Source organism: Mammaliicoccus fleurettii, from assembly GCF_002018435.1.
Classification (GTDB): Bacteria; Bacillota; Bacilli; order Staphylococcales; family Staphylococcaceae; genus Mammaliicoccus; species Mammaliicoccus fleurettii.
Genome location: NZ_MWJM01000045.1, coordinates 1 through 666, shown reverse-complemented (window position 1 = coordinate 666; position 666 = coordinate 1). Strand labels below are relative to the sequence as shown.

The window sequence follows — 666 nt, the reverse complement described above, 5'->3', positions numbered from 1 at the left end:
ACGTATTACCGCGGCTGCTGGCACGTAGTTAGCCGTGGCTTTCTGGTTAGGTACCGTCAAGACTTGTTCAGTTACTAACAAATTTGTTCTTCCCTAACAACAGAGTTTTACGATCCGAAAACCTTCATCACTCACGCGGCGTTGCTCCGTCAGGCTTTCGCCCATTGCGGAAGATTCCCTACTGCTGCCTCCCGTAGGAGTCTGGACCGTGTCTCAGTTCCAGTGTGGCCGATCACCCTCTCAGGTCGGCTACGTATCGTCGCCTTGGTAAGCCATTACCTTACCAACTAGCTAATACGGCGCGGGTCCATCTATAAGTGACAGCCGAAGCCGCCTTTCACTATCGAACCATGCGGTTCAAAATATTATCAGGTATTAGCCCCGGTTTCCCGGAGTTATCCCAGTCTTATAGGTAGGTTACCCACGTGTTACTCACCCGTCCGCCGCTAACATCAGAGAAGCAAGCTTCTCATCTGTTCGCTCGACTTGCATGTATTAGGCACGCCGCCAGCGTTCATCCTGAGCCAGGATCAAACTCTCCATAATAGAAGTAAGCTTGATTAGCTCATTTTTGATTGGTTAAGCCAATCACTCTTTGAAGTACTATAAGTACTCAATTATTGGAATTAACGTTGACATATTGTCATTCAGTTTTCAATGTTCATT

1 rRNA gene is annotated in these 666 nt (G+C 47.6%); it reads right to left on the bottom strand.

The window, feature by feature from the left end:
• A 16S ribosomal RNA gene (locus tag B2G86_RS13010) occupies positions 1–546 on the bottom strand; the annotation flags it as partial.
• Positions 547–666 lie beyond the last annotated feature (120 nt).